Genomic DNA, 20,822 nt, shown 5'->3' on the forward strand with positions numbered 1-20,822 from the left:
TCGAAAGAGAAAAAGCCTCGCTGCGAAACAGCGAGGCTCCAAAAGAAGTTTGCGCTTTGGCTTGGCTACCGTATGGCCAGGCCTTCGGCATTGAAGAGGTGCACCTTGGAGGGGTCGACATGAATCGGCACGGTGGTCCCCGGTGCGACTTCGCGCTGGCCTTCGAGCACGATCGTCATCGGCTGGCCATCGGTCGTCGTCGCGTAGACGACCGTTTGTCCACCCAGATTTTCAACGAGGTCGACCTTCACGTCGGCGAGGTGAATACCGGTTCCATCGACCACGGTGATATGTTCCGGTCGAACGCCAAGTGTCGTCGCTCCGGAGACGCTGCGGCCCACGGAGAAAGTATGTGAACCGGCTCGCAGGGCGTCCCCATCGGCACTCACCGACAGAAAATTCATCTTCGGCGACCCGATGAAGCCGGCGACAAAGAGATTTCGCGGATTGTTATAAAGATCGAGCGGCGCACCTGACTGCTCGATCACGCCAGCCCGCAGCACGACGATCTTGTCCGCCATGGTCATGGCCTCAACCTGATCGTGCGTCACGTAGATCATGGTGTTCCCAAGATCGTTGTGCAGCTTAGCGATTTCGACGCGCATGGCGACGCGCAGTTCAGCGTCGAGGTTGGACAGCGGTTCGTCGAAAAGAAAGATTTTGGGCTCGCGCACAATGGCCCGGCCGATTGCCACGCGCTGCCGCTGGCCGCCCGAAAGCTGCTTGGGCTTGCGCTTGAGAAGCGGCTCGATCTTGAGGATTTCAGCGGCTCGCTGGACGCGCGTCGCGATCTCGGCCTTCGGCATCTTTGCGGTTTCAAGTCCGAAGGCGAGGTTCTGGTAGACGCTCATATGCGGGTAGAGCGCATAGGACTGGAACACCATAGCGATGCCGCGCCGGGCCGCCGGAACCTCGTTCATGCGTTGCCCATCGATCAGAAGGTCTCCGCCGGTAATCGGCTCGAGCCCCGCGATCATGCGCAGGAGGGTCGACTTGCCGCAGCCCGAGGGCCCGACAAACACTGTGAAGTCGCCCGGTGCAATGGAGAGGTCGACGCCATGAATGACCTCGACGTCGCCATAGGCCTTTTTGAGTTGCCGAAGTTCAATGCTCGTCGACATGGACTTGGGTCTCCTGAATTAGCGGAACTGGGCCGGCACCCAGCTCTGGTAGAGCGGGTGGTCCGGGCCGAGCGGCAGCGCGACGTCCTGATGGGTGGACGAGGAATGGTAGAATGCCGTCACCAGTTCAAGCGAGCGGCGTGAATCGGTGCTGGTGACCGGCAGGTCGCCCTTGCCCGTGAGGGCATCGTGAAACCGCGCCATCTGCGTCTGGAAACGTGACGGAACGTGCTGCCAGTTCGCCAGAAGCGCATCGATCTTGCTTTTGGCCTCGTCGTTGCGCGGGAGTATTTTCCAGAGCTTTTCGCCCGGATTGTAGGGGGCGTGGTCGCTTTCGAAGGTGACATTCTCGAAGGAGAGGCGAATTCGAGTGATCTCATCGGCTGACCCGAGCGTCGCTGTGAAGCTCGCCAGAGCGCCGCTCTTCATCTCGACGGAGGCAGAGATGCAGTCCTCCACCTCGATCGGGTTTACCCGGGTCGCGACCCGACCGAAGATGCGGGCGATGTCGCCCATGAGGTAGGTAAAGATGTCGTGCGGGTGGATGGCGTGGCCCATGAGGACGCCGCCGAGCTCGGTCTTCCACTTGCCGCGCCACGGCACAGCGTAATAGGCCGCCTCCCGGCGCCACATGGTTTCGACGGTGCCGGTGAATGGCTTGCCTGCAATGCCAGCATCGATGATCTTCTTGACCTGCTCGATACCGTCGCCGAAGCGGTACTGGAAGACAGGCATCAGCTTGCCAGGGGCTTCCTTTTCGGCGGCCATGACGGTGTCGATGTCCTTGAGCGAACCGACCAGCGGCTTTTCGCAGATGACGTGCTTGCCCGCCCTGAGGGCAGCAAGGATCATCGGCAGGTGAGCGCCGGGGGGCGTGCAGACATCGATGACGTCGATGTCGTCCATGGTCAGGAGGTCGTCGAAATTGACGATGCGGCGCTCGATGCCGAATTCGTCGGCGATCTTGTCCAGCCTTTCCTGATTGAGATCGCACAGCGCGACGACCTTGTACTTGTCAGCGTTGGGGAGGTAGCCCTCCACGATGTGCGAGCGGCCGATGCCGCAGCCGACGATGGCGACGTTAAAAATCTTGCTCACTGCTGCCACTCCGTACCCTGCTCCGCCATTGCCTGCGCCGTGAGCGCCATCTTCATGGCGTTGTAGCACCGCTCCTGCGGCATCGCCGTTTCGGTGCGGTTGCGCACATCATCCAGGAACTGCCGCCCGAAGGGCAGATCGACGCCGGAACAGTCGATGTGCTGTACGCCTTTCCGGTCGACAAGGAAGAGGTGATTCTCGCCGGGTCGGCCGGCGATGTCGACGTACTTGCGGAGCTCGATGTAGCCTTCTGTGCCAAGAATAGTCAGACGCCCATCGCCCCAGGTCGGGAGGCCCTCAGGGGTGAACCAGTCGACGCGGATGTACCCTGACGTGCTGGCGGTTCGCATGTGGGCATCACCAACGTCCTGCAGTCCGGGCCGGTCCTTGTGGCCTCTATTGGCGACGCTGGCAGACACCACTTCGCCATCCATGGCGTCGGAGAAGAACAGGAACTGCTCGAACTGGTGACTGGCAATGTCGCACAGAATGCCGCCATAGCGGTTGCGGGTGAAGAACCAGTCGGGACGATTGTTGAGACGCAGCGAGTGCGGTCCCAGCCCAACCGTGTTGACGACCTGCCCGATAGCGCCCTTGGCGATGAGGTTGCCCGCTTCTACGGCTGCCGGCACCTCGAAGTGTTCCGAATACAGCACCGAGAAGATGCGGCCCGTGTCCTTCTGTACGCGCTGGATTTCCTCGAGCTGCGCAAAGGTGGTCATGCCGGGCTTGTCGGTCAGCACGTCCTTACCGTGCCGCATGGCAGCAAGGCAGATTTCCGCACGATCACCGGGGATGGCAGCCGTGACAATCACGCCGATCGCCTCATCCTCCAGGATCTGCCGCCGATCGGAGACGCGCCGCGCCTCGGGAAAGCGTTCGGCGAACGTCTTGGCCAAATCGTCCTCCACGGCGGAGAAGGCGACGAACTCGGCACCCGCGCGCTTGAGGCACTCGACCTGTCCGTAGATATGGGCGTGATTGATGCCGATCGCGGCAAACTTGATGGTCATTTAACAGCGAATTCCTAGTCGTTTGGATGCGGCCGGCCCATGGGCCAGCCGAAAAGGATCAGCGCTTCATCCCTGTCGTGGCGATGCCTTCGATCAGCAGGCGCTGGAAGAACAGGAAGAACAGGAAGATCGGCACGAGGGAGAGCACGCTCATGGCGAAGAGGCCGCCGTAATCCGAGGTGCCGGTGGAGTCGGTGAAGGTCCGCAGCCCCAGCATGACGGTGTAGTCGGCCATGCGGTTGAGATAGATCAGCGGGCCGAAGAAGTCGTCCCAAGTCCAGATGAAGGTGAAGATCGCGGCCGTCGCCAGCACGGGGGTGGAGAGCGGGAGGATGATCTTCCAGTAGATTCGCCAGGCGCCCGCCCCGTCCATCATGGCCGCTTCGTCGAGCTCCTTGGGAATGCCTCGAAAAAACTGTACCATCAGGAAGATGAAGAACGCGTCCGAGGCGAGGAACTTGGGCACGACCAGCGGCAGGATGGTGTCGACCCAGCCCAACTGGCGGAACAGCACATATTGCGGGATGAGCGTCACCTGATAGGGGAGCATCAGCGTCATCAGCATCAGTGCGAACCAGAACTTGCGGCCCTTGAACTCCAGCCGGGCAAAGGCATAGGCGGCCAGAGAACAGGCCAGCACATTGCCCGCGACCGCCAGGAAGGCGATGATGAAGCTGTTCTTGAAGAACACCGAGAAGCTGGTGCGCAGTCCATTCCAGCCCCGGAAATAGGCGTCGATGCTCCACTCCGACGGCCAGATGCTCGCCGAGGTGAAGATCTCGGTTTCAGGCCTGAACGATGCCGAGAGCATCCAGAGCAGCGGATAGAGCATCAGGATGGAGGCGGCGAGCAGGGCTACATGGCTCAACACCGAAACCAGGCGCTTGCGCCAGAGCGGGGTTTCACCGGTCACGACGGTCATCTTCGCGGGCGCGTCAGTCATCGTAGTGCACCCAATACTTCGAGGTGAGGAAAGAGAAGGCGGTAAAGAACGCCACCAGCGCCAGGAGCACCCAGGCCAGCGCGGATGCGTAACCCATGCGGAAGAAACCGAAGGCCTCCTGATAGAGGTAGAGGGTATAGAACAGGGTGGAGTTGATGGGGTTACCCGTACCGCCCGAGATGATGAAGGCGGGGGTAAAGCTCTTAAAGGCCTCGATGGTCTGGATGATGGCGTTGAAGAAAACGACCGGCGTCAGAAGCGGGAGCGTGATTTTCCAGAACTGGCGCCACTTGCTGGCACCGTCCAGCGAGGCCGCCTCGTACATGTCCTGCGGGATCTGTCGAAGCCCCGCCAGGAAGATGATCATGGGCGAACCGAACTGCCAGATCGATAGAATGATCAGCGTCCAGAGAGAATAGTTCGGGTTGGAAATCCAGCTTGGACCGACGATGCCAAAGAGCGCGAGCACCTTGTTGACGAGGCCGTCGCCAGCGAAGATTTGGCGCCAGAGGATGGCGATAGCCACGGACGCACCAAGCAGGCTCGGCAAGTAGAACAGGGCGCGGTAGAGCGGCAGTCCCTTCATGCCGCGATTGAGCAACAAGGCGACGCCCAGCGCGAACGCCAACTTGAGCGGCACAGAGAAAATCACGAAGAACATCGTGACCCGCATCGAAGTGGAGAACTTCGGATCGGCGGTGAACATGCGGACATAGTTGGACGCGCCAACCCAGTCGGGCGACGTCAGCAGGTCGAAATCGGTGAAGCTCAGATAGAGCGAGGAGACCATCGGCCCGAGCGTCAGACCGAAAAAGCCGATCAGCCAGGGCAGCAGGAACATGTACCCGGCCCCGTTCTGCTGCCAGAATCGGGAAAAGGCCGATTGCTGCCGCGGCGCGGCGTCGATGCCTGTTGTTGTCTCGTGTGCGACGGCCATGCTTACCCCGCGCGCTCCAGAGTGGAAACCACTTGCTCAAAAGACGCCGGGCCGACCAGCCGCAAATCCGCCTGCTGCGCGAACGCCAAGCTCTGAGACGGCGCCACAAAGGCAGTCGGGGCAGGGCCGGAAAGGGGAAACTGGCGACAGGAAGGGGACATGGTCACAACGCGTTTGGGACTATCGGGATGAGAAGAGGCCGCGCGCCCGAGAGAACGCGCGGCCTCAAAGGGGCTAGGAAGCAGCGCGCGAAAGGATCGCGCTCGCGCCTTCCACCAGTTCCTTGCCAGCTTGCTCGGCGGTCTTGGCACCAAAGCCGACTTCCTGGCCGAGAGTGCGGATCAGCGAGGAATCCACTTCACCGGCAGCGGCCGGCGGCGGGGGCGGCAGCGGGCCAAGCAGGTCGCCCAGGTTCGCGACGAAGTTAAGCGCGATCTGGTTCGGGCCATCGAGGGTGGGAGAAACGACGTCGCGGGTGGCCGGCAGACAGGGGATGCCTCGCTCGACGCCAAGCACCTTGGCCGCTTCCGGGTCGGAGACGAAGAAGTCGACGAAAGACGCCGCAGCTTCCTTGTCGGCCGCGGTGTTGCCGACCGAGAAGAACATCGACGGCTTGCGGTAGTGCCCACCGCCAACACCTTCGGCAATACGCGGGTAGCCAACCATGTCGAGCTTGTCCGGCACAAGGCCCTGGAATGCGACGAGCTGGTTCGAGTTCGAGGGCATGAGGGCAGCCTTGCCGGTCACCAGCATGGTGGTTTCCAGCGGGCCAGTATCGAGCGCCTGGTTGTCCGGCGTGACGCAAACCTTGGCCTCGCGCAGCTTGCTCCAGAGCTGGTACCACTCCACCGCATCCTGCTCGTCAAAGCCGAGTTTGCCCTCGGCCGTGTAGAGCGCTTTGCCACGCTGGCGCAGCCAGTTGTCAAGCATGGGCTCGGAGTAGGACCCATCGGCGATGGCCCGCATCCCGCCCCGGATATTGGCGGAGTTGAAGGCCTCGCCGATTTCCATCAAATCGTCGTAGGTCCAGGCATTGGTCGGCAGCTCGATACCAGCTTCTTCGAAGGCACCGGTATTGACCAGCGTCGCCACCGAGTTGGCGCCCAGGGAAATGCCGTAGAGCTTGCCGTCGACCTTGCCGCCTTCGAGCTGGTCTGCATCAAAGCCGGCTTCGGCCAACTTGGCGCCGAGATCATCGATGGGGGCAATCGCGTTGCGCTTGGCGTATTCGACAATATAGCGATAGTCCATCTGGATGACGTCGGGGGCGTTGCCACCGGCGGTCTGCGTAGCCAGCTTGGGCCAATAGTCGTTCCAGGCGAGGAACTCGGCCTCGATATCGTTGCCCTTGGCCGCGGTGAACATGTCCGCCACCTTGTAGGTGCGGTCGGCGCGATCCTGGCCACCCCAGAAGATGAGGCGCAGACTTGAAGCCTGTGCCCATGCCGGGCTAACGCCAGCTGCGCCTGCAGCAAGAAGCGCGGAAGATCCCATCAGGAACTGACGGCGATCGAGCTTGATAGTCATTATTTTCCTCCCAGGAACTGCCCGATGGTGCATCGGGAAAGCTGTGTTGGCAGTGGCCTCCCTGCCACTAAGTCACCAACTGGTTACAAAGTTATGCGGTCCGGCGATCCTGTCAATCGTCGTTTCAAACACGTTTGCCAGAGGGGCCATCTCCGAACCATCGCAAATAACCAGCCGGTTACGCCATACCACGTCAGCCGCAGACGGGGCAATGCACTTGTATGGAAGATTGATTCCACGGCGGACCGCCCGGCTGCGGCTGCCACAGTGGCGCAAAAGCTGACGCTGGAAAACTACGAAACTCCTGCGTTACTATAGATGGCATCTATAGGAGGCCCGAATGGACAAGTTACTGACGCAGTTTCTCGCGGTCGCCGATGCAGGAACGCTGAGTGGTGCCGCGACGGCGCTCTTCATCACGCAGCCGACACTGACCTTCAACATGCGCAAGCTGGAGCAGACAATCGGTGCGCCGCTGTTCGAGCGCTCGTCGCGCGGCGTGCGGCTGACCCGCTATGGAGAGACGCTCTACGAAAACGCCCGCCTCATGCAACGACTCTATGACAACACCCTAACCGCGATCGGCGACCAGCAAAGAGGCATAGACAAGGGCCTCTCCATCGGCACCGGCTATTCTTGGTGGACAATGTTCCTCAAGGACATGGTAATCGCCTATCAGGCGGAATTTCCTCGTGCTCCTGTTCAGGTCAGTTTGGGCAACCAGCTGCGACTGATGGACCAGTTGCTGTCGGGCGACATCTCGATGTTCCTGGCCCATCAGATCGATGCCTTGAGTTCCGCCATAGGCGTCGACTTCGTCCCCCTGACGCGGGTCTACAATGCCTTCTTCGTGCGCGAAGGCCACCCGATCAGCGGCGAGCCGCGGCATCAGAGCGAGGTAGAAGCATTTCCCATCGTCATCTCCTCACTGGCCGAGAGTCGGCATGAGCGCTTCTTCGACCCCTCCCGCCGGCGTGCGCGCGTGGAGACGGTCTTCGACCGCGCAACCTATCTGTTCCGCTCCAACTCGCTGGCCGCGTGCATCGATTACACGCTGGCCACGGATGCGGTGCTGGTCCATACCCACGTCATGCGTAACGAATTCGAGCGCCGCGGTCTCGTGGAGATCGAACAACTCGATGACCCACGGCGAGCCGTCACCGGGATCTATGTCCTGCAGGAGCGGCGAGGGGAACCGCGGGTCGAGGAACTGATCGAGCGCATAGCGGCGGCGGCCCACGCTGTGCTACCGCCGCTGTGAACGAGAACACGCTTCCGCTGCGCCCGACTAACATGTTAGTGAAAGTCCATGCAGCACGCCGTCTCCTTCTCGACCCAGCCCCGAGCGGCCACCAGTGACCGGCAAGCTGCCGGCGAGCGTGTGGCCAAGCGCCTCCGAGGCGCCATATCGGGCGCCGTTCACACTGACCCGTTGATGACCTATGCCTGGAGCGGCGACGCCAGTTCCTATCGGCTGATCCCGGCGGTCGTCGTGTTCATCAACAGCGAGGACGAGGTTCGCGCTGTGATGCAGGCGGCGCGCGCCGAAAGGCTGCCGCTTACTTTTCGTGCCGCCGGAACGTCTCTTTCCGGGCAAGCCGTCACCGATGGGGTGCTGGCGGTGCTTGGCGACGGCTGGCGCAAGCTCTCGGTTCATTCCGGCGCCGACCAAGTGACGCTGGGGCCTGCCGTCATCGTGGCGGAGGCCAACAGGGCGCTAAAGCCCTTCAACCGCAAGATCGGGCCGGATCCCGCCAGCCAGGCCACCTGCAAGATCGGCGGCGTGGTCAACAACAACTCGTCAGGCATGTGCTGTGGGGTCGCGCAGAACACGTACCACACCATGGCGCGCCTAAGGATCGTGCTGACCGACGGGACGACGCTGGACTCCGGCGATCCCGCCAGTTGCGAGGGTTTCCGCCGCAGTCACGCTCCGATGCTGGATGCCTTGCACCGGCTGCATCACGACGTCATGGCCGATGACGAGCTTGTGGCTCTCATCCGGCACAAGTATCGCATCAAGAATACGGTGGGATATTCGCTTAACGCACTGGTCGATTTTCACGACCCGCTGGACATTCTCACCCACCTGATGGTCGGGTCGGAAGGGACGCTCGGCTTCGTTTCCGAAGTCACCTACAACACCGTTCCGGAGCACCCGTTCAAGTCCACCGCTTTAGTGCCCTTCCCCGACCCGCAGTCGGCCGGCCGCGCCATTATCGAGATGGCGAATGGTGGGGTGCAGGTGACGACTGGCGTCACGGCCGCGGAATATATCGAGCGGCGCGCCCTGGCGACTGTGGAGCATCTCCCGCCAATGGCCCCGCTCCTGCCCTGGCTCACGGAAAACTCGCCCGCTGTCCTGATCGACGTCACCGCTCCCGATGCGGCAACGCTCGAGGCGGAGGTGACCAAGGCCGAGGGGTTGCTGCGCCGGCACGGCGCTACGCATGTCGACTTTTCCACCGACGAACACCGCAGCCACGCGCTGTGGGACATCCGCAAGGGGTTTTTCGCCTCAGCAGGCGCCGCACGTCCTAAAGGCAGCATCATGCTGACCGAAGATGTTGCGGCGCCGATCGAGAGGCTGGCTGAATTCGTCGTCGACTTGCGCGCCATGCTGGACGATCACGGCTATGCCGACGCCGTGATCTTCGGCCACGCCCTCGCGGGCAATCTCCACTTTCAGATGGGCGACGATTTCTCCCACCCGGATTCCGCTGCCAAGTTTGACGCATTCTCCAGGGCCCTGTCAGACCTTGTCTCGGTCCGATACGGGGGCTCCCTCAAGGCTGAACACGGCACTGGCCGAGCCATTGCGCCCTTCGTCGAGACCGAGTGGGGCCGCAAGGCCTACGAGATCATGCATCGGATCAAGGCGATCTTCGATCCGGAGCGCCTGCTCAACCCCGACGTTCTCCTCAATGAGGACAAAAGCGTTCATATCCAAAATCTAAAGCTGATGCCGCTGGCCGACGAGTTGGTCGACCTTTGCATAGAGTGCGGGTTTTGCGAGCCGGCCTGTCCGAGCCACCACATGACCCTTACGCCGCGCCAGCGCATCGCCGTGACGCGTGAGCGAGCCAGGCTCGAGCAGACGGGGGAGGACCCGGTGCTTCTCGCGCGGTTGAATGCAGACTTCCAGTATGCAGGCCTCGACACATGCGCGGCCTGCAATCTGTGCTCGCTTCGGTGCCCCGTCGGGATCGAGACGGGAACCATGATCATGGGCGAGCGCGCCAGACGGCGCAGCGGCATGGCAAATGCCATAGCACAGTTCGCCGCAGATCATCGACATGGCATCGAAACGGCGATGCGCGGCGGCCTTGCCGTTGCCGATGCGGCGCGGACCCTCGTGCCTCCTCCAGTAGTTGAAGCGGTCACGGAACATGCCCGCCGGCTGACAGGCAAGCATGTGCCGCGGATCGCCCGTACGCTGCACCGTGGCCCGGGTGCGCCCAAGGCCCTGGAAAATCGGCAGGACCCGCGCCGGACTGGGTTTCCCGTGCCGATAACACAGGCGGGCCGGCCCTCAGTCGTCTATTTTTCTGCCTGCCCCAGCCGCATGTTCGGGGCACCGGCCACGGAGCAGGCGCTGCTGCCAACCCCGGAGGCAATGGTCACGCTTCTTGAACGGGCAGGGTTCGATGTCATCGTGCCCGACCACCTCACTGGCCAATGCTGCGGCCAGCCCTTCCAGTCAAAGGGTTTCCCTGAACAGGCCATCGAGGTGGGGCGCTCGCTCAACAAGACATTGTCGGAGACTTCGGACGCCGGTCGGCTGCCGGTCGTGACCGATGCTTCGACCTGCGCCAAGCACCTTCGGGCGTTTCCGGGTGATGCGACGGTCGCCGATTCGGCAGAGTTCCTGCTCGCACATGTGCTCCCGCGTCTTGTGGTAACCAACCGCTTGCCGGTCGTCGCCGTGCATCACAACTGTTCAGCACAGCGCCTTGCAGAGCAGCCGACGACGGAGGCCCTTGCTGCCGCCTGTGCCGAGCGCGTGGCTGTCCTATCTTCGGTAACCTGCTGCGGTTATGCCGGCGACAAAGGGCTGTTTGTGCCCGAGCTCAATGCCCACGCTACACGCCGGGTGAAAGACGACATTCCGGAGGGTTGCACCTTGGGTGTGTCGACGGTATCGACCTGCGCCAGCGGCCTTAGCGAACACGCCGGCATTCCCTTTGTCAGCCTTCCGAGCCTTCTCGAATGGGCCAGCCGCCCCTGAGCTGCCCAAGCTTGCCAAGGTGAGCCGGGGCGTATAGTCGCGGCCGCAGGTCGGCGGGGAAAACGACGATGCAGACAATCACCATCGAAGGCCTTGGCCGCAAAGGCGAAGGCGTTGCGCATGTCGATGGGCAAGCCGTCTTCGTTCCCCTTGCCTTGCCGGGCGAGCAGGTATCTCTGGGCGAAGGTGTTGGCGATACGTGCGTGGTGGACCCATCACCTGATCGCGTGACGCCGCTCTGCCCCTATTTCGGCCAGTGTGGTGGCTGCCAGTTGCAGCACATGGGGCCGAACATCTACCGACGGTTCAAGACCGACCTCGTTGAAAGGCCGCTGCAGCAGGTCGGCATTGACGCAAGAGTGGAGCGGTTCATTGACGCCAGTGACTCAGGCCGGCGCCGCGCAACCCTCCATGCCCGCAACAATATGGCCGGCTATATGCGCGCCCGAAGCCATGACCTGCTCGATATCGGTCGCTGTCCCATCCTGGTGCCGGCACTGGCCCAGGCGCCTGAGATCGCCCGCGCCATCGGCACGGAAGTCGGCGCCTGCGACGCCAGCTTCACGGCCAGCGATACCGGTATCGATGTGGAATTGCGAAACATCCAAAAAGGAGCGCGGCCGGATCGGCTTGTCCCGCTCGCGAACCGGTTCGGCCTAGCGCGGCTCTCCTATGGCCGCGAGATGCTGCTGCTCCGCCAGCAGCCCCGGGTGCGTATGGGCAAGGCCGAAGTGAACCTGCCCATGGGCAGCTTTCTTCAAGCCACAGCAGAAGCAGAAGAGGCGCTAGCGCGCTACGTACTCGAGAGTGTGGGCAAGGCCAGAAGTGTGGCCGACCTTTTCTGTGGCGTCGGGCCCTTCGCTCTGCGCTTGGCCGAGCGCGCCAAGGTCTATGCCGCCGACGCTGACAAGCCCGCTATCGCGGCTCTGGACGACGCCGTGCGCCACACGAAAGGATTGAAGGCTGTGACGGCGCAGGCGCGCGACCTGTTCCGAGACCCGTTGACCCGGTTCGAACTGGGGTACGACTGCGTCGTGCTCGACCCGCCGCGCGCCGGCGCGGCCGCGCAGGTCAAGGAGATCGCGGCCTCCAAAGTGGGCCACGTCGTGATGATCGCCTGTGACCCCGGCACCTTCGCGCGAGATGCTGCGAGCCTTGTTCAGGCAGGGTTCATGCTGGAAGGCCTAGTGGCTGTGGATCAGTTCGCGTGGTCGGCGCACATCGAAGTTGCCGCCACGTTTCGCCGCTGATTGGCCTGATCACGTTTGTTCCGGGCCTGCAACTGACCGCATTGCGCCACGTTTTGAGGTCATACCAACGAACCCAAAGATCGCACGGCCCCTATGCCGGGCGGAACCTTTCGCGGAGAATAATCATGTTCAAGGCCTTTGCAGCCACAACCCTCGCCCTGGCCGCTTTTGCGGCACCAGCCTTTGCCCAGTCGGCTGATCCCGATGGCGTCTGGAAGGACAAGTGGGGCACCACGTTCACTTTCCAGACCTGCGGGGACGGCACACAGCTTTGCGGCACGCTCAACGACATCCAGGGTGATTCCCGGACCCCCGAAAACCTCAAATATGTCGACCAGCAGGTCGTTAAGGCCGAGCAGACAGCTCCAGGCAAGTGGGAAGGGAGTATCGCGCTCAACGGCGAAAACGCCAAGGCGATCGTTGAACAGACCGGCCCGGACACCATCAAGATCACCGGCTGCAAGGCCGCGATCCTGTGCTCCAGCATCCAGTATGAGCGCGTTTCGTAAATCAAGGTCCAGACGACGAAAGCCCCGGTCTATCCGGGGCTTTTTTGTGTCAGCAGACCGCCGCTACCCGCTCCTTGATCACGGCCAGAACTTCGTCGCCCGGACGCTTCCACCAATTATCCTGGGAGAAGATTTCGACTTCCTGCGGCCCAAAAAAACCAGCGTTCTCGATCATCTCGCGAATGGCAGGGAGGTCAATGACACCGTCCCCCATCATGCCCCGATCGAGCAACATGTCCTTTGTCGGCACCAGCCAATCGCAGATATGGTGGGCGAAAATCCGCTTCATCCGGCCGGCACGCGCGATGGCCTTGGCCAGATTGGGGTCCCACCAGACGTGGTACACGTCGATGGCGACACCGACGGTCTCGCCCAGATCTTCGCAAATATCGAGCGCCTGATCGATGGTGTTCACGCAGGCCCGGTCGGCTGCGTACATCGGGTGGAGCGGTTCGATCGCAATTTTCACCCCCGAAGCTTTCGCATGAGGCAGCATGGCCGCTATCCCGTCGCTGACCATCTGCCGGGCGGCCGGCAAGTCTTTTGAAGATCCTGGCAATCCGCCGACGACCAAAACAAGGCAATCGGCATTGAGCGCGGCGGCTTCGTCTATGGCGTGGAGATTGTCGTCGATCTGCTTCTGGCGCCCCTCACTGGTTTCGGCCGGAAACATGCCGCCCCGGCAGACACCTGTCACCTGCAGCCTGTTGTCCCGCACGATCCGCGCGGCTTCATCAAGACCTATGGCAGCGATCTGGTCCCGCCACGGCGAAATGGCGGTAATGCCGGCGCGCAGACACCCATCCACCGCTTCGGCAAAACCCCATTGCTGGCGTGTGGTCGCAAGATTGAGCGAGATCATTCGTTCGGTCATGCCGGCACTCCATAGACCTGCAAGACGGCCTTCATGCGGGACGTGGCCAGTTCCGGATCGGCGAGGACGCGGGCCTTGTCGGCGAGGCGGAAGAGTTCGGCGAGGTGCTGAATCGAGCGGGTCGACTGCTGCCCACCGATCATCTGGAAGTGGTCCTGGAGGCCATTGAGATAGGCGAGGAACACGACGCCAGTTTTGTAGAAGCGCGTTGGCGCTGCAAAGATGTGGCGGCTGAGCGGTACGGTGGGCTCGAGGATGTCGAAGAACGTAGTGGTATTGCCGCGCCCAAGCGCGGCGAGGCCCGCTGACGCAGCCGGGGCGATGGCATCGAATATGCCGAGCAGAGCGTGGGAATATCCCTGCTCATCCCCCGCGATGAGCTCGGCGTAATTGAAATCGTCGCCGGTATACATCTTTACGTTGACCGGCAGACTGCGGCGCATCTTGATCTCCTTTTCTGCCGAAAGCAGGGAAATCTTGATGCCGTCCACCTTCTCGGCATGGGCGGCGATGACATCAAGGCAGACATCCATGGCCGCGTCATGGTCGATGCTGCCCCAATAGCCTTGCAGGGCCGGATCGAACATTTCGCCCAGCCAGTGCATGATGACCGGCTGCTTTACCTGGCTGAGGATATGGCCATAGACGCGGGCATAGTCATCGGGTGATTTTGCCGAGGCAGCGAGAGCGCGGCTCGCCATCAGGATGACACGGCCGCCTTCGCCTTCGACGAAGCCGACTTGCTCGTCATAGGCGCGGATGATGGCGTCGATCGTGACGTCCGGCCCGGGCGCGAGGTGGTCGGTGCCGGCGCCATAGGCGATAAGACTATCGTCACGAGTCCGCGCTTCGGCCTGGGAGCGGCGGATCAATTCCTGCGCTTCCGGCCACCCCAGGCCCATGCCGCGCTGGGCGGTATCCATGGCTTCGGCGACGCCGAGCCCAAGGTCCCAGAGGCGGTGGCGGAATTTGAGTGTCGTGTCCCAATCGATCGCCGGGGTCAGCCAGGGATCGTTGGCGGCAAGCGGGTCGGCGACCACATGGGCCGCGGCGAACGCGATGCGGGGGAAGTCGGTGGCGCGATACTTGACGAAGGGAATGGGATCGCCGGTCAGCGCGTAGGGGCTGATGGAGCGATCGGGATTGGGCAAGTTGATGGTGGGCATGGGCTTTTCCTCTCGCCGGAAGCGGCGGAAGCCCTCATGGTGAGCCTGTCGAACCATAAGGGCGTTGCGCGCCGGACCTCGTCCCTCGACGGCTCAGGATGAGGTCCTTTTGATAGATCGGCTCAAAACTCGAGTTTCGGAACGTCCAGCCAGCGGCGTTCGGCCCAGCTTTTGAGACCCAGTTCGGCGAGTTGCACACCCTTGGCGCCGGCTTCCAGACCGTAATTCCATGGTGCGTCTTCGGCGACGTGGCGAAGGAACATCTCCCACTGCACCTTGAAGCCGTTGTCGGCGGGCCAGTTGTCCGGCACCTCTTCCCAGTCGTCGAAGAAGTTCATGGTCTGCGGCTGGTCGGGGTTCCATACCGGCTTGGGTGTGTTGACCCGGTGCTGGGTGAAGCACTTGTGGAGCCCTGCCACGGCCGAGCCGTGCGTACCATCGACATGGAAGGTAACAAGGTCGTCCCGCCGCACGCGCGTCGTCCAGCTCGAATTGATCTGGGCGATGACGCCGCCCTCGAGTTCGAAGGTGGCATAGGCCGCATCGTCCGTATCGGCCTTGAAGCGGTTGCCCTGTTCATCGACGCGATAGGGGATGTGCGTGGCGCCCAGGCATGACACTGCCTGCACTTCGCCGAACAGGTTGTCGAGCACGTAACGCCAGTGGCAGAGCATGTCGAGAATGATGCCGCCGCCATCGTTCTTCCGGTAGTTCCAGGAGGGGCGCTGGGACTTCTGCCAGTCGCCCTCGAAGACCCAGTAGCCGAACTCACCGCGGACCGAGAGGATGTCACCAAAAAAACCGCTGTCGCGCAGCATCTTGATCTTCATCAGGCCGGGCAGGAACAGCTTGTCCTGAACCACGCCATGCTTGAGGCCGGATGCACGTGCTGTCTTGGCGAGATTCACCGCCACGTCGAGATCATCGGAAGTGGGCTTTTCACAATAGACGTTCTTGCCCGCCGCCAGCGCTTTCTCAAGCAGGCTTGCCCGCATCAGTGTGGTGCCGGCATCGAAGAATATCGTGTCGTCGGGATTGGCCAGCGCCTCGTCGAGGTCATGGCTCCAGCGGGCGATGTTGTGCTTTTTGGCCAGCGTTTCGATCTTGTCGCGGTTGCGCCCGACGATGATTGGGTCGACCTGGAGGCGATCACCATTCTTGAGAGCAATGCCACCCTGGTCGCGGATCGCCAGGATCGAGCGCACCAGATGTTGATTGTAGCCCATGCGCCCGGTCACGCCATGCATGATGATGCCGATCCGTCGTTCCGCCATTTACAAATCCTCCCGGGACGCCTGGCCAGTGTAACTGATTGGTTACTTACATATCGGCGGCTAGCGGAGTCGTCAAGCGGTGACCAATGGTGCTGTTACACGCCCAGCAGCAGCTTCACCCCGACAACGCCGAGAAAGATCAGGATCATGCGATCAAACGCTTCTCGACTGAGGCGGGCGGCAAGGCGCTGACCCAGGGGCATGAAGATCATCAAGGGGATGAGTGCAAGAAACCCTTCGACCATGATGGGAACCGTCATGACTCCCGCGATGGTCAGGAAAGCGAATTGGGTGATGGCAAAGAGGAGAAACATGGCCGAAATGGCAAAGACGAGCGCTCCTCGTCCAAGTGACATGGCATGGATGAAGGTGACACCGATTGGCGACGATACGCCTGTGGCTCCCTGCAAGGCACCAGCCCCGAACCCGGCCAGAGGGGCGAAGAGCCGCGCCGTCGCCGGACCAATCGTGCGATGTGGCGTAGCCAGCCGGAGTCCAACGTATGCCATCAGAAGTATCCCGAGGCAGACAAGAAGGGCACGCTCCGGCACATTTGTGAGGGCCCAGGTCCCAACCAGAACACCGGCCACGCCACCCACCAGCAGAACCGGCAAAAAGCTCAGCCGCTGGTCTCGATAATGGTCTCGAAAGTTCCAGACCTGAAAGATGTTGGAGTAGAGCATGGGCACCGTCATCAGCGCCACGGCGTGCTGCAATTCGACAAAGGTGGTCAGCACGGGTAGGGCGACCAGAGGCAGGCCCATGCCCGTAGCGCCTTTGGCGATCGCGCCGAGACCCAGCCCGAGGGTCATGATGGCGAGACGCCCGATATCGAAGTCCATATTCCCTCGGCAAGTGCCCTTACCGGTTTCGCCCCGGCTCGGCAGGGACCCTAGCATTGATACACCTGTGCGCAAGCGGGGGGTTACCGCGACCCTCTGAGCATGCGCGCTTCACCAGCTGGTTACTTGTGCCTTGACAGTGACGGATGTTGAACCTCAACATGGAACAAGGTCCGGCGCACGTCATCGTGCTTACCATTCTCATGTCCACTCCGGCGGTATCCAGGCGTGTCCGATCCCTCTTCAGCCGCACTCGCGGCAAAACCGACTTCGAAAGCTGATGCGCCCAAGCGGACGCGCAATTCGGCCAAGACCAAGGCATCCATCCTGGCGGCAGCACGGGTGGAGTTCGCCGACCGGGGCTTTGAGGGGGCGCGGGTGGATGCCATTGCCGAACGGGCGGGCGCCAACAAACGGCTGCTGTACCACTATTTCGGCAACAAGGAGGACCTCTACCGGGCCGTGCTCCTGGACGCTTATCAGGAGATTCGTCGGGGCGAGCTTGCGCTGAGCCTTGATCAATACGATCCGGCGCAGGCGATGGATCGGCTAGTGCGCTTCACTTTCCGGCACTTCCTTGCCAACCCGTGGTTCCCGCGGCTGCTGGGCACGGAGAACATCGAGAATGCCCGGTTCTTGAAGACATTGCCCAACATCGAGGCGCTCCACTCACCTCTGGTGGGTCAGATTGCGGCCATCATCGAGCGCGGCAACAGGGCCGGCATCTTTCGTCGCGATGTGGATCCGGTGCAGCTCTACATCTCGGTCGCGGCGCTAGGCTTCTTCTACGTTTCCAACACTGCCACGCTATCGGTGATCTTCAAGCGTGACCTTGCCAGCGTCGCGATGGTGCACGAACGCGAAGCGCATGCCGTGCAGATGGTACTCGATTATCTGAAGACCAAGCCCGTGGGATGAGCGGCGGGGGCGCCAGCGGCGCCCCCAACGCGCGACTGTCAGAGATCGACGTCGTCTTCACCGAGCGCATCGACTTCGGCGGCCGCGCGGCGAAGAATTTCGGCAGCGCGCCGCTGTTGCTCCTGGGTGCCGCGACGCGACTTCTTGATGGCCTGCTTGAGCGCCTTGCGGGCCAGTTCGAGTTCGGGCACCGCGTCGTGGAGCGGACGGTCGTCCTCCTGGTCGTGGCCCGCACCATGATGACCGCGATGCGGGGGCCGGTTGCCTTCGGCGTCCGAGCCGGGGCCGGAGAAGGGCCAGTCGGCGCGGGCGAACTCGCGGAACCGGTTCATCTGCTCGCCGGCCTTGGCCAGGAAGTCGAGCGTCGACGCCACGGCGTCGCGGTTGTCGGCGAGGTGGGCCAGGCCCTCATCGGTGATGGTGTAGAGCTTGCGGTTGCCTTCAGCCGCGGAGGTCACGTAGCCAGCCTCCTCGAGGAAGGTCAGCGCCGGATAGACGACGCCGGGGCTGGGCGAATAGAAGCCGCCGGAGCGCTCCTCGATGGCCTTGATGAGGTCGTAGCCGTGGCGCGGCTGCTGCTCGATGAAGAACAGGGCCACGAGCCGCACATCGCCGGCCGCGAGCATGCGGCCGATGCGGAAATTGCCGCCCCACTGGCCGAGGTCTTCATCGGCCATGGACTGGACGCGCCCCCAGCCGCGGCGGGCCATCTGCTCGAGACGCCGCCAGTTGGGTTCGCCGTTGCGCCAATAGGGTGCCATGATCATATCTCCCGATATATCGCACGAGTTCATATCAAGGGGAGATCGGCGCGACCTGCCGTGCTTTCAAGATATATCGCTCGAAATGTTTAGATGAGTATGGCGTCAAGCTGCGGTCAAAAAACATGTGCCGCCCGCCTGGAGCGGGAAAATCACCGTCAACCGCGTGACGCGCGGCGTGTCACAGTAGGCCGAGGCCTCAGGCGACTATGCTGCCCGAACTGGCCGCCCCACCGGAACCGGACTTGTCGCTGTTGCGGCCGAACTGCCCGTTCTTGCGGAAGCGCCACATGTAGGAGGGCAGGATATCGTCCATGGATTCGGGCTTGATGCCAAACGCCGCAAGGGTCCGCTTTTCCCGGATCGCCTCGTCCGAGACGACATTGTCTACCGCCAGAAGCTCAACCTGGTCCTCGGTGATAAGGGGCTTAAACGGCAGGAAGGAGAAGACTGCCGCAGTAAATTTCGCAAGGCCCGCCGGCCAGGGCAAGAGCGGGCGCTTGCGACCGGCTTCGCGCAGGATGCGCTGCATCAGCGCCTTGTGCGTTTCAATCTCGGGCCCACCCAGCTCATAGACACGGCCGGTCTTGACCTTACCTTCGGCAGCAAGCAGCAGTGCTTCAGCGACGTCGCCCACGTAGATCGGCTGAAAGCGGGTTTCGCCATGGATCAGTGGCATGACCGGGAAGATGCGCGCCAACGCCCCCATGAGATTGAAGAAGCCGTCGTCCTGGCCGAAGATCAGAGAGGGGCGGACGACGATGGCGGTCGGGAAGGTCTCGAGCACAGCAGCCTCAGCGTCGAGCCGGCTCTTGGCCCATGCGCTGGCTTCGGCGGCCTTGGCTACACCCAGCGCCGACATCTGCACGAAAGTCTTGGCCCCTGCGGCCTTTGCAGCACGGGCTGCATTGGTCGAGCCTTCAACGTGAATGGCGCGGAAAGTCTGCTTGCCGGCCTCGGCGCCGATGCCCACGAGGTTGATGACGATCTCGGCGTCGCGCACGGCCCGCTCGACGGAAGCCCGGTCGCGCAAATTGGCCTGAATGGGCAGGACCTGCCCGACGCTGCCAAACATGCGCACATGGCCGGCGAGGTCCGGCCGGCGCACCGCCACGCGGATCCGGTAGCCCTGGCGCGCCAGGAGCTGCACGAGCTGAGTGCCGACGAATCCCGAACCGCCGAAGACGGTGACGAGCTTGGGGGCAAAGCGATCCATGGCGGGACTCCAGCGCGGCTTAGACGTGCGGTGCTTCTAGCGCATGCGCCGCACCCCTGTCGAGGCTTGGGGAAGGCGGCAAAATGATTGCCGCAAACGATTGACTCCGGACAGATTTTGTTCTTCTTTTGTTCGATCACTATGGAGGATCTTGATGAGCCAGGCGCGCGACTACCATGGCCAGTGCCACTGCGGCGCAGTGACGTTCACCGCCCATACCGACCTGGCGGCGCTGGGGGACTGCAACTGCTCGCGCTGCCGCCGGCTGGGCTGGGTGATGCAGGCGGTGCCATCGAGCGATTTCACGCTGCTTTCGGGCGACGCCAACCTCACCCGCTACCGCTTCAACACCGAAAAGATCGAGCATCTGTTCTGCAAGACGTGCGGGATCGAATCGTTTGCCCGGGGCGTCGACGGCCAGGGCAACGAGACCGTCATGGTCAACGTCAATTGCCTCGAGGACGCCCCGCCGGTGGACCGCAACGCCATTCATCATTGGGACGGGGCAAACTTCTAGTTTCCGCGCCAAAGCGCATTGACAAGGGGGTGGCGTGGCCCTAGACACACGCCCGTCGCCCAGATGGCGGAATTGGTAGACGCGCACGGTTCAGGTCCGTGTGCCGCAAGGCGTGAAGGTTCGAGTCCTTTTCTGGGCACCAATTTCATGAAGCGCCGGCTGCAGCTTGCAGCCGGCGCTTTTGTTTTTGGACCTAACCCAACATGCGCCGCATCGTCCCCACCAACTGGTCCGTGCGATACGGTTTGGGATGGAAGGCGCTGCCCTCAGGCAGGTTCATTTGGTCCAGGCCGTGATGCCCCGACACCACGATGATGCGGATCGGGGGCCACCGGTGAGCGACTGCCAAAGCGAGCGCCAGCCCATCCATGGTGCCGGGCATGTCCACATCGGTGATGATGATGTCTATGTCGTCGCGGCTCTCCAGCACGCCCAGTGCTTCGGCGGCATTGGCCGCTTCGACGACCATGAAGCCGGCCCGCTCCAACTCATCAGACAGCGCCAAGCTGACCAAAGGCTCGTCTTCAACGATCAAAACCAAAGCGTGCGTTGCCATGGTGCGCTCCGGTGGGAATATCTTGCTGCCGGTGCAAGACACCCGCACAGTCTTCCGTTCCATCACAGTCCG

The 20,822-nt window shown here is 62.3% G+C and carries 19 protein-coding genes and 1 tRNA gene; 7 read left to right on the forward strand and 13 right to left on the reverse strand.

Features of this window, described 5'->3' with window-relative positions; all coding sequences use genetic code 11:
• Window positions 1-65: 65 nt before the first annotated feature.
• From IC608_RS12710 to IC608_RS12735, 6 genes are all read right to left on the reverse strand, one after another.
• Entirely contained in the window at window positions 66-1,121 is a 1,056-nt protein-coding gene (locus IC608_RS12710; protein WP_191775965.1) for an ABC transporter ATP-binding protein, read from the reverse strand.
• An 18-nt stretch (window positions 1,122-1,139) separates the two neighbouring features.
• Window positions 1,140-2,219 (reverse strand): Gfo/Idh/MocA family oxidoreductase, encoded by a 1,080-nt coding sequence (locus IC608_RS12715; RefSeq protein WP_191775970.1) that lies wholly within the window; start codon window positions 2,217-2,219, stop codon window positions 1,140-1,142.
• Window positions 2,216-3,232 carry a Gfo/Idh/MocA family protein gene (locus IC608_RS12720; protein ID WP_191775973.1) on the reverse strand — a complete coding sequence of 339 codons (1,017 nt, stop codon included), beginning with the start codon at window positions 3,230-3,232 and terminating at the stop codon, window positions 2,216-2,218. The genes IC608_RS12715 and IC608_RS12720 overlap by 4 nt, the downstream gene beginning before the upstream one ends.
• A gap of 58 nt (window positions 3,233-3,290) precedes the next feature.
• The gene (locus IC608_RS12725; RefSeq protein ID WP_191775976.1) at window positions 3,291-4,175 is read right to left on the reverse strand and encodes a carbohydrate ABC transporter permease; all 885 of its coding nucleotides are present in this window, start codon (window positions 4,173-4,175) and stop codon (window positions 3,291-3,293) included.
• The gene (locus IC608_RS12730) at window positions 4,168-5,112 is read right to left on the reverse strand and encodes a carbohydrate ABC transporter permease (RefSeq protein WP_191775979.1); all 945 of its coding nucleotides are present in this window, start codon (window positions 5,110-5,112) and stop codon (window positions 4,168-4,170) included. The genes IC608_RS12725 and IC608_RS12730 overlap by 8 nt, the downstream gene beginning before the upstream one ends.
• A gap of 234 nt (window positions 5,113-5,346) precedes the next feature.
• The gene (locus IC608_RS12735; RefSeq protein ID WP_191775982.1) at window positions 5,347-6,639 is read right to left on the reverse strand and encodes an ABC transporter substrate-binding protein; all 1,293 of its coding nucleotides are present in this window, start codon (window positions 6,637-6,639) and stop codon (window positions 5,347-5,349) included.
• A gap of 340 nt (window positions 6,640-6,979) precedes the next feature.
• Between IC608_RS12735 and IC608_RS12740 the strand changes: the two genes are divergently transcribed.
• From IC608_RS12740 to IC608_RS12755, 4 genes are all read left to right on the forward strand, one after another.
• Window positions 6,980-7,900, forward strand: coding sequence for a LysR family transcriptional regulator (locus IC608_RS12740; RefSeq protein WP_191775985.1), 921 nt, complete (start codon window positions 6,980-6,982; stop codon window positions 7,898-7,900).
• A gap of 48 nt (window positions 7,901-7,948) precedes the next feature.
• Window positions 7,949-10,867, forward strand: coding sequence for an FAD-binding and (Fe-S)-binding domain-containing protein (locus IC608_RS12745; RefSeq protein ID WP_191775988.1), 2,919 nt, complete (start codon window positions 7,949-7,951; stop codon window positions 10,865-10,867).
• Between the two features lie 68 nt (window positions 10,868-10,935).
• Window positions 10,936-12,117: a class I SAM-dependent RNA methyltransferase gene (locus tag IC608_RS12750; protein WP_191775990.1), complete on the forward strand. Its 1,182-nt coding sequence runs from the start codon at window positions 10,936-10,938 to the stop codon at window positions 12,115-12,117.
• A 125-nt stretch (window positions 12,118-12,242) separates the two neighbouring features.
• The gene (locus IC608_RS12755) at window positions 12,243-12,626 is read left to right on the forward strand and encodes a hypothetical protein (RefSeq protein WP_191775993.1); all 384 of its coding nucleotides are present in this window, start codon (window positions 12,243-12,245) and stop codon (window positions 12,624-12,626) included.
• A gap of 49 nt (window positions 12,627-12,675) precedes the next feature.
• Here the strand turns inward: IC608_RS12755 and IC608_RS12760 are convergent, their stop codons facing one another.
• From IC608_RS12760 to IC608_RS12775, 4 genes are all read right to left on the reverse strand, one after another.
• Window positions 12,676-13,500 carry a sugar phosphate isomerase/epimerase family protein gene (locus IC608_RS12760; RefSeq protein WP_191775996.1) on the reverse strand — a complete coding sequence of 275 codons (825 nt, stop codon included), beginning with the start codon at window positions 13,498-13,500 and terminating at the stop codon, window positions 12,676-12,678.
• The gene (locus IC608_RS12765) at window positions 13,497-14,666 is read right to left on the reverse strand and encodes a dihydrodipicolinate synthase family protein (protein ID WP_191775999.1); all 1,170 of its coding nucleotides are present in this window, start codon (window positions 14,664-14,666) and stop codon (window positions 13,497-13,499) included. Before IC608_RS12765 ends, IC608_RS12760 begins: the two co-directional genes overlap by 4 nt.
• 122 nt (window positions 14,667-14,788) lie before the next feature.
• The gene (locus IC608_RS12770; RefSeq protein WP_191776002.1) at window positions 14,789-15,940 is read right to left on the reverse strand and encodes a Gfo/Idh/MocA family protein; all 1,152 of its coding nucleotides are present in this window, start codon (window positions 15,938-15,940) and stop codon (window positions 14,789-14,791) included.
• A 95-nt stretch (window positions 15,941-16,035) separates the two neighbouring features.
• Window positions 16,036-16,782, reverse strand: a complete 747-nt coding sequence (locus tag IC608_RS12775; RefSeq protein ID WP_191776005.1) for a sulfite exporter TauE/SafE family protein — start codon at window positions 16,780-16,782, stop codon at window positions 16,036-16,038.
• A 228-nt stretch (window positions 16,783-17,010) separates the two neighbouring features.
• On the opposite strand from IC608_RS12775, the gene IC608_RS12780 reads away from it, so the two are divergent.
• On the forward strand, window positions 17,011-17,700 hold the full coding sequence (locus IC608_RS12780) for a TetR family transcriptional regulator (RefSeq protein ID WP_191776007.1): 690 nt from the start codon (window positions 17,011-17,013) through the stop codon (window positions 17,698-17,700).
• A 38-nt stretch (window positions 17,701-17,738) separates the two neighbouring features.
• On the opposite strand, the gene IC608_RS12785 is transcribed toward IC608_RS12780, so the two are convergent.
• Window positions 17,739-18,461 (reverse strand): PadR family transcriptional regulator, encoded by a 723-nt coding sequence (locus IC608_RS12785; RefSeq protein ID WP_191776012.1) that lies wholly within the window; start codon window positions 18,459-18,461, stop codon window positions 17,739-17,741.
• A gap of 199 nt (window positions 18,462-18,660) precedes the next feature.
• Window positions 18,661-19,677, reverse strand: a complete 1,017-nt coding sequence (locus IC608_RS12790) for a complex I NDUFA9 subunit family protein (protein ID WP_191776015.1) — start codon at window positions 19,675-19,677, stop codon at window positions 18,661-18,663.
• A gap of 154 nt (window positions 19,678-19,831) precedes the next feature.
• Here IC608_RS12790 and IC608_RS12795 point away from each other — a divergent pair, with 154 nt between their 5' ends.
• Entirely contained in the window at window positions 19,832-20,194 is a 363-nt protein-coding gene (locus IC608_RS12795) for a GFA family protein (RefSeq protein ID WP_191776018.1), read from the forward strand.
• A 57-nt stretch (window positions 20,195-20,251) separates the two neighbouring features.
• Window positions 20,252-20,336 (forward strand) — tRNA-Leu (locus IC608_RS12800).
• Between the two features lie 51 nt (window positions 20,337-20,387).
• Here the strand turns inward: IC608_RS12800 and IC608_RS12805 are convergent.
• Window positions 20,388-20,750 (reverse strand): response regulator, encoded by a 363-nt coding sequence (locus IC608_RS12805; protein WP_191776021.1) that lies wholly within the window; start codon window positions 20,748-20,750, stop codon window positions 20,388-20,390.
• Window positions 20,751-20,822: the final 72 nt, after the last annotated feature.

The organism is Devosia oryzisoli, from assembly GCF_014837245.1.
GTDB classification, from domain to species: Bacteria; Pseudomonadota; Alphaproteobacteria; order Rhizobiales; family Devosiaceae; genus Devosia; species Devosia oryzisoli.